We start from the raw sequence: 7,947 nt of genomic DNA, 5'->3' as shown, positions 1-7,947 counted from the left end.
CTTGATGCACATCCAGCCCGACATTCTTCACTGTCCTTTTCATGAGGGCCGCTCCTGGCTGTGACCTGTGGTTTGATGACACTTCCACAGTAGCAGTCAGGGGCGTGCTCTCAATATCCGTGTCAGCGGCCCCGCAGACCTAAACCGTTCCCGAACTTCGCGGCGCCTGCTCTCATCATTTCAATCACGCTCCACTAGGAGTTGATAAAACCGCGCACGCGTCCGTCGCGCAGAGCGAGACCCGCCCACATGATGGCGCCGATGATCACCGGGAAGATCGTCTCGAATGCTCCAGATCCCGCGCGCAATTGTGTCGCGACGGCGCCGCCGAAGTAGGCCGTGAGCAACACCGCGCCGAGTGCCGCGGTGCGCGGAATCGCGTAGAGCGCCGTACACACCAACTCGACGATGCCCAATCCGACCGATGCGCCGAGCGGAAATCCGAGTTGAGCAAAGGCCTGCACCACTGGCGCTGGCTTCAGCACGTGGACGACGCCGTCGAACACCATGAAGAGGACGACGATCGTGCTCAGCGCGCGGCCGGTCCACGCCGCCGATCGAGTCGAATGATTCACCAAGGATGCCGATTGCATGGTTCGTCTCCGAACGGGGTTGGCTTGGGTGCCTCCATATTCACGTCGAACGAGGCGTCAGGGAATCGACAGACCGGTGCGTGACGCTTGCGAGCGCCTGCGAATTCGGCCAACGTCCGTGGTAGGCACCTCAGGACATGGCTTGTGCTGCGGATCATTGGTATCACCGCGCTGGTCTCCATTCTCGGCGGATTGATCGGCGCGCTCGCCGCCGCGGCCGCCGCGGCGGCATTTCTGTCGCTGACGGGCGTTGGCGTCGTCGGCGGCTTGTTGAATTTGTTCGAGGCGGCGATGGTGACCGGGTTCGTTATAGGCGGATTCGCGTCTCCGGTGATGACGTGGCTGTTCATGCGCCGCGTGCCGCTGTGGCGCGCGAGCATCGAGACGGCCTTTGCCACGATGCTCGGTTTCGTGCTCGGCGTCGCTCTCCAATTTGGCCTCGTCGGCACGATCGGGGCGGCGCTCGGCTGCGCCATTCTGGCGTCGCTGAGGCTGAAGAGAGCCTATCGAACGCCTGCGCCGGTACCAGAGGCGGTCTAGGCGCTGACAATGCGCTCACATCATACGTTCCGCGTCGCCCTCTTCGCAGCAATCGTCGCGATCCCCTCCGTCGCGAACGCACAGAAACAACTCTGGCTCTCCGACGGCTACGGCTTTCTCTTCGACGCCTCACGCGACACGCTCCGCGCTTTCGAGGTCACGAGCATCTCGTGTATCCCGTCGTTCACCGCGAGCGCGGTGACCGCGCCCGCTGGCGCCTCCGCTGCCTATCGACTGAATGGTGCGCCCGTCACCGTCCTCCTCGTGCCCGACAAGACGACGGGCGGCATGCGCTTTCACCTGAACGGCGCGGCGTCCGACGTCATCCTGCGTCGCGCGACCGAGAAGCCGGCGGTGTGCAACCAGCCCACGGCGAACACGCCGTCGTCGAACTTTGACGTCTTCACGCGGACCTGGGCCGAGCAGTACGGCTTCTTCGACATCAAGCACGTCGATTGGGCAACGATCGTCGCCGCGAATCGCGCCAAGATCACCGACTCGACGCCGCCGAAGGAGCTCTTTGCCGTGCTACAGGGCATGATCGAGCCGCTCCACGACGCGCACACGTACATCGGCGCGCAGGATGATCCGTCGCTCCGCTTCTCCGGCTTTCGGGATGGAAGCGACGTCACACCGCGCGATCAATTTCCGCGTTTCCTAGCCACCGTCGAGCGCTATCTCACGGGCCCGCTTCGCAAGTTCTGTCAGGGGCAGCTCGAGTTCGGGATGCTGACGAAGGACATCGGCTATCTGCGCATCCGCGGCTTCAGTCGTTATGCAGCGGATGGGTCATTCGACAGCGGCCTGATTGCTCTCGAAGGAGCACTCGACACGATCTTCGCCGATGCGAGCTCGTGGAAAGGGCTCGTCACCGACGTCCGCCTTAATGGCGGCGGTGCCGACCCGTTAGGCCTCGCCATCGCGGGTCGTCTCACGTCGAGTGACTACGTCGCCTACACGAAGGAGGCACGCCTCGACCCGAACGACCCGTCGAAATGGACGCCCGGACAGGCGAGCTGGGTGCGCGCAACGAACCGGCCTGGCTTCCGTGGACCCGTGGTGCACCTGATCGGGATTCACAGCGTGAGCGCCGCCGAGACGTTCACGCAGGCGCTGCTCCATCGCCAGCCCAAGGTGGTCCGCGTCGGCGACAATACGCAGGGCGTGTTTTCCGACGTCCTCGGCCGGCGTTTACCCAATGGGTGGCGATTCGGTCTACCTAACGAGCGTTTCGTCACCGATGGCAAGACCTACGATGGCACCGGCATTCCGCCGACGATCCGCGTTCCGGTCTTCTCACCGGCCGACCTCGCGAGCGGCCGAGACAGCGCAATCGAGAAAGCGCTCGAAGTCCTGGGCGAGCCGAGGGGCCGATGACACCCAGCCGTCCTGGCATGCTCGTCGAGCTTCCCGAGGAGACCGTCGACAAGTTGGTCGGCTCGATTCGCCGCTACTTCACCGAACAGCGCGATGAAGATCTCGGTGAGCTGCAAGCGAAGCTCTTGCTCGATTTCGTGATGGAGGAGATCGGACCGTCGATCTACAACGCGGCAATTACCGACGCCCAGACCTACCTTCGCGATCGTGTCGCCGATCTCGACGGCGCCTGCTTCGTCCCGGAGTTCGGTTACTGGAAACCGGGCAAGTCTCGCAAATGAGCCTCGTCACAGAGACCTAACCGTTCAGCCTGCGATCTTATAGATCTCGCGCTTTCCGTGGTCGATGAGATCATGATAGCCCTTCATGACCTCCTCGAACTTTTTCTGGTCGTCTTTCGAGCCCTGCGGATTCGCCATCATCTTCTCGAACTCGCCGAGGTCTGCCACCTCCATCTCGGCAACGACCGTCCAGTACTGCTCGGCGCAGAAGTCGGTCATGATCTTCATCCTCGGCATGCCGACCTTTTCACTCAGCTTCGACATCGCGACGAACTTCTCGGTCATTGCGCGCACTTTGCCCGGCTTGCAGTACATGACCTCTCGAATGACGTACATGTGGTTCTCCGAAGTAGTTCATGATTCGCTGCGGAGAGATTAATCTTGGCGGATCGGGGCACACGTCAAGCTCGGCTGTCTCACGATTTCGTTCTCGCGGCGCTCGACGAGAATGGAAAGCACCTCGAGCTCACGATCTAGTTGAAGCCGGGGACCGTGGCTGTTGTCGAGGTCGTGCAGAGGCGTTAGGCAACTCACTTGTGGTTCTTCGCGGAATTTTGGGACGAGTCGCGTCGAGGCCGAGCTCCAGACACGAGAGGTGAGTAATGAGATCCCACCTTTTCGAAGTCGCACTCACGCATCTCACGGAGTAGGCGGGATCTCACCACTCACCTCTCGAACCTCAAGCTCGCGCGCTTTCTCGAAATTCCGCGAAGATCCCATTATTGCCACCGGTACGTCGCGCCGAGAATGAAGCCTTTCATCTCCGTGTCGTACAGGAAATTGCTGCGGTCGTAATCCACGGACAGCCATCGATAGGCAAGCCCGAGCGTCCAGTGCTTCCACGGATCGACGCCGAGGGAGCTGTACGCCTGCCATGTGTCCTTTGCGCCACCGCCGCCGCCGTCGGCCGCGGCAACGAAGCGAATCTGAGGCAACGGCACCCAGCGAAAACGGAACCCAGCCGTCGCGTCGGCCCACGAGCGACCACCCGAATGCTCGTTCGATGGTCGCTTCGAGGTATCGACATTGAGCGTCGCGCCGAGATTCCAATAGCGGAATCCGCCGAGGAAATCGACCGCCCACACGCCGTCGCCAATCGTGTAACCGCCGACAGGCTGAATGATGGTCTCGTGCTGGTTCAGCTCGAGGCTTCCCGTGTCGCCACGGAAGGCGAACACCTGCCCCTGCCCAAGGTTGACGTAGATGCCGTCCGCCGAGATCACCCATCGTCCCCTGCGCGCCTCGGCGGTGCCCATGATGCCGAACTTGAGCATATTTAAAACGTCACCAGGGCCGAGGTCGACGTTCGACGCGACGGGGCCGATACCCACTTTGCCGCCGAGCCCGGCCAGCCACAGGTACGGCGTCACGCCAAAGCGCCAATGCTTCGTGCTGTCGGACTGCGCGCTCAGCGTCGCGCTCACCGTCAGCAAAGCCGTGAAGCTAGTCGCAATCATCGCGATGGTTCTGGATAAACGACACATTGCTCCGTCCCACTGAGGTCCCACTCGCAAAGGTCGTCGTCAAGAGCGGCGGACCCCATGCGACCTTGGAGGCAGCCGCGGCGACGGCTGCGGGTGCTTGACGGACGCAACGGCGTGTCGCCACGATCAAGGATGCCCAGAAAGCGCACGACCAAAACAGCAGCGACAGAATCGCCGGCGCACGTGCCGACGAAGGGACTCTACGGCTGGATCACGCACACGGAGCTCGCGAGCGACGATCCCCTCGCGACGAAGGCCTGGTGCGCCGCCGTCTTCGGCTGGGCGTTCCGGCCCAGCGCGGCGTCGCCTAACGGCGACTATCACCTTTTCGCATACTCTGACAAAGGCGGCGGCGGCATTCGTCAGACGCACGCATCGGAGACGCCGGGAAGCATGCCGGTCGTGCACGTCGAAGACGCACAGGCGGCGTTCGAGAAGGCGCTGAGCGAGGGAGCGCAGGAGATCATGCCGCCGACGCGCGTGATGGAGGGTGTAACGATCGCCGTCGTGCGCGCGCCCGGGGGAGTGCCGATCGGCTTATCAGGTCCGTGAGGCCATCCTGAGCGAAGCGAGAGGGTGACAAAGAACGTCGACGCATGGTTCGCTGCGCGTGGTTGGACGCCTTTCCAATTCCAGCGCGAGGTTTGGGACGCCTATCTCGCGGGCGAGAGTGGACTCGTGCACGCTGCGACTGGCACCGGGAAGACACTCGCTGCGTGGATGGGCCCTCTGCTCGAGGAGCTTTCCCCTCTGCGGTCCGCCCGCCACGCCCTCCGCGTCGTATGGATTACGCCCCTCCGCGCTCTCGCCGCCGACACCGCCCAGTCGCTCCGCGAGCCACTCGAGGCGTTAGGCATTCCGTGGCGAGTCGAAACGCGCACCGGTGACACGTCCCCCGCCCAGCGCGCGCGCCAGCAACGCAAGCTCCCCGAAGCCCTCGTTACAACACCCGAGAGCCTGACGCTTTTTCTCACACGAGACGACGTCGCTGAGATTTTCGCCGAGCTGCGACTCATCGTCGTCGACGAATGGCATGAATTGATGGGCACCAAGCGCGGCGTGCAGGTAGAGCTCGCCCTTGCACGGTTGCGTGCGCTGCGCCCGAGCGCGCGCACGTGGGGGCTCTCGGCGACGATCGGTAACCTCGACGTCGCGCTTCGTGCATTGTTAGGCGTCCAACCACCTAACGTGGGACGCATCATTCGCGGCGTCGAGCCCAAGGAGATCGTCGTCGACGCACTGATTCCCCCGCGCGTCGATCGATTTCCCTGGGCAGGCCACCTCGGCACACAAATGCTGCCGCAGGTCGTCGAGGCGATCGAGGAGGGTACGAGTGCGATCGTTTTCACGAATACGCGTTCGCAGACGGAGATCTGGTACCAGGCGATCCTCGCCGCGCGGCCTGACTGGGCGGGCACGATCGCGCTCCATCACGGCTCACTCGATCGCAAGCGACGGGAGTGGGTCGAAGAGGGGCTGCGCACTGGACGGCTGCGCTGCGTCGTCGCGACATCGAGCCTCGACCTCGGCGTGGACTTTTCGCCCGTCGATCGCGTGTTGCAGATCGGGAGTCCCAAGGGGATTGCGCGGCTGTTGCAGCGCGCGGGTCGCAGCGGACATCGGCCGGGGGCGACGAGCCGCGTTACCTGCGTGCCGACGAACGCGCTCGAGCTGGTCGAGGTCGCCGCTGCGCGCGACGGAATTGCCGCCGGTGCGATCGAGGCGCGGCTTCCCGTCGCGCGGCCCCTCGACGTGCTGGCGCAGCACGTCGTGACCGTCGCGTTAGGCGGCGGCTTCGTTCCGGACGAGCTGAAAGCCGAAGTGAAGGGCACGCACGCGTACGCCGCGCTCGAGGACGACGAGTGGCGCTGGGTGCTCGATTTCGTCTCGAGCGGTGGAGATGCGCTGCACGCGTATCCGGAGTATGCGCGCGTCGCCGTGCGCGACGGCCGCTGGCTGGTCGAGAGCAGCTTTCTCGCGCGCCGTCATCGTCAGTCGATCGGCACCATCGTTGCCGACGGACACATCAACGTGCAGTATCTCCGTGGCGCGTCACTGGGCTCGGTCGAGGAATCGTTTATCGCGCGGCTCAGACCGGGAGACAGATTTGTCTTTGCGGGAACTCCGCTCGAGTTCGTGCGCGTACGCGACATGAAGGCGTGGGTTCGTCGCGCACCAAGCGTCAAAGGCGCAATCCCGCGTTGGCAGGGGAGCCGTTTGCCGATGTCGGATTCGCTCGCGGCGATGCTGCGGGAGCGCTTCGGCGAGGCATCGCGCGACGAGTTACGCGGTCCGGAGATGACCGCGCTCCGCCCGCTGTTCGAGGTGCAGAAGCGGTGGTCCCGCATCCCGAAGCCTAACGAGTTATTGATAGAACACGTCAAGACGCGCGAAGGCCACCATTTATTCTGGTATCCGTTCGAGGGAAGGCTGGTACACGAGGGTCTCGCGGCGCTCATGGCCCTTCGGCTGGCGCGTCTCGCGCCGATTACCTTTACGATGTCCGCGAACGACTATGGCTTCGAGCTGCTCTCCGTCGATGCGCCGCCGCTCGAGGCAGCGCTCGCGGGCAACCTGCTCACGCCCGAGTCGCTGCTCGAGGACGTGCCGGCGTCTCTCAACGCGACCGAGATGGCGCGGCGCCAGTTCCGCGAGATTGCGCGTGTCGCGGGACTCGTCTTCCCTGGACTGCCGCGCGCCGGCAAGACCGCGCGTCAGTTGCAGGCCTCATCGAGCCTTTTCTTCGACGTGTTTCAACGTTATGACCCCGGCAACCTTCTGCTTTCACAGGCTCACCGTGAGGTGCTCGAGCGCCAGCTCGAGTCCTCGCGCCTCGGCCGTACGCTCGAGCGCTTGTCGCGCGCCGACGTCGTGATCGCGACGCCCAAGCGCGTGACGCCACTCGGCTTTCCGCTGCTCGTCGATCGCACGCGCGAGCGCGTGTCGTCGGAGACGTTGGCCGACCGCATCAAGCGCATGCAGGTCGCGCTGGAGAAGGCGGCTGGATGAGCATAACGATTACGCTCGCTGGCGAAGACGTGCTGTTGATGCCCGACCGATCACTGTATTGGCCCGCCGCGGCGACGCTGTTCGTCGCCGACGCCCACGTCGGGAAGGCGGCGACCTTTCGTGCCAGCGGGATTTTCGTCCCGCGCGGTACGACGTCCGCGACGCTCGCACGCCTCGATGGCTCGCTCGAATGCACCGGCGCGAAGCGGCTCATCTTCCTTGGCGACCTCCTCCACGCGCGCGAAGGACGCGCAGCAGAGACGCTCCGCGTCGTCGGCGAGTGGCGGACGTCACACCGGTCACTCGATGTCGTGCTCGTGCGCGGCAACCACGACCGATCAGCGGGCGACCCGCCTCAGTCGTTAGGCATCCGGTGCGTGGACGCGCCGCTTCGCGAAGGGCCATTCGCCTTTGTGCATCACCCGACCGCGATGGAGGCACGCTACGTCATTGCCGGCCATGTGCATCCTGCTGTGCGGCTGAGCGGACCGGGCCGTCAACACCTGCGCCTTCCCTGCTTCTGGGTAACGGCGGCGGGCATCGTGTTGCCTGCCTTCGGGGATTTCACAGGTTTGGGCATCATCGAGCCTGCAGAAGACGACCGCGTCTTCGCCGTCGCGGATGAATCGGTGGTGGAAGTGAGCGTCGAGAAAGTCGAGTAAC

At 64.1% G+C, this 7,947-nt stretch carries 9 protein-coding genes; 6 read left to right on the top strand and 3 right to left on the bottom strand.

Going from position 1 to position 7,947, the window contains the following annotated elements:
• Window positions 1-194 precede the first annotated feature (194 nt).
• Complete coding sequence (locus VGH98_04745) at window positions 195-593, bottom strand: DoxX family protein (protein HEY2375261.1); 399 nt, start codon at window positions 591-593, stop codon at window positions 195-197.
• Between the two features lie 144 nt (window positions 594-737).
• Between VGH98_04745 and VGH98_04740 the strand changes: the two genes are divergently transcribed.
• The 3 genes from VGH98_04740 to VGH98_04730 are packed head-to-tail and all read left to right on the top strand — an operon-like array spanning window position 738 to window position 2,791.
• Entirely contained in the window at window positions 738-1,133 is a 396-nt protein-coding gene (locus VGH98_04740; GenBank protein ID HEY2375260.1) for a hypothetical protein, read from the top strand.
• A 9-nt stretch (window positions 1,134-1,142) separates the two neighbouring features.
• Window positions 1,143-2,510: a S41 family peptidase gene (locus tag VGH98_04735; GenBank protein HEY2375259.1), complete on the top strand. Its 1,368-nt coding sequence runs from the start codon at window positions 1,143-1,145 to the stop codon at window positions 2,508-2,510.
• Complete coding sequence (locus tag VGH98_04730) at window positions 2,507-2,791, top strand: DUF2164 domain-containing protein (protein ID HEY2375258.1); 285 nt, start codon at window positions 2,507-2,509, stop codon at window positions 2,789-2,791. The genes VGH98_04735 and VGH98_04730 overlap by 4 nt, the downstream gene beginning before the upstream one ends.
• Before the next feature lie 24 nt (window positions 2,792-2,815).
• Here VGH98_04730 and VGH98_04725 read toward each other — a convergent pair whose 3' ends face one another.
• Both VGH98_04725 and VGH98_04720 read right to left on the bottom strand, forming a co-directional pair.
• Window positions 2,816-3,127 carry a hypothetical protein gene (locus tag VGH98_04725; GenBank protein ID HEY2375257.1) on the bottom strand — a complete coding sequence of 104 codons (312 nt, stop codon included), beginning with the start codon at window positions 3,125-3,127 and terminating at the stop codon, window positions 2,816-2,818.
• A gap of 383 nt (window positions 3,128-3,510) precedes the next feature.
• On the bottom strand, window positions 3,511-4,248 hold the full coding sequence (locus VGH98_04720; protein ID HEY2375256.1) for a hypothetical protein: 738 nt from the start codon (window positions 4,246-4,248) through the stop codon (window positions 3,511-3,513).
• A gap of 159 nt (window positions 4,249-4,407) precedes the next feature.
• On the opposite strand from VGH98_04720, the gene VGH98_04715 reads away from it, so the two are divergent.
• The 3 genes from VGH98_04715 to pdeM are packed head-to-tail and all read left to right on the top strand — an operon-like array spanning window position 4,408 to window position 7,946.
• Window positions 4,408-4,827, top strand: a complete 420-nt coding sequence (locus tag VGH98_04715; GenBank protein ID HEY2375255.1) for a VOC family protein — start codon at window positions 4,408-4,410, stop codon at window positions 4,825-4,827.
• Window positions 4,828-4,851: 24 nt separating this feature from the next.
• Complete coding sequence (locus VGH98_04710; GenBank protein HEY2375254.1) at window positions 4,852-7,284, top strand: ligase-associated DNA damage response DEXH box helicase; 2,433 nt, start codon at window positions 4,852-4,854, stop codon at window positions 7,282-7,284.
• Window positions 7,281-7,946, top strand: a complete 666-nt coding sequence (pdeM, locus tag VGH98_04705; GenBank protein HEY2375253.1) for a ligase-associated DNA damage response endonuclease PdeM — start codon at window positions 7,281-7,283, stop codon at window positions 7,944-7,946. The genes VGH98_04710 and pdeM overlap by 4 nt, the downstream gene beginning before the upstream one ends.
• Window position 7,947: the final 1 nt, after the last annotated feature.

This window comes from Gemmatimonadaceae bacterium, from assembly GCA_036496605.1.
Lineage (GTDB): Bacteria > Gemmatimonadota > Gemmatimonadetes > Gemmatimonadales > Gemmatimonadaceae > AG2.
Note: the sequence above shows the minus strand (reverse complement) of the source record. Positions and strands in the feature narration are given on the sequence as shown.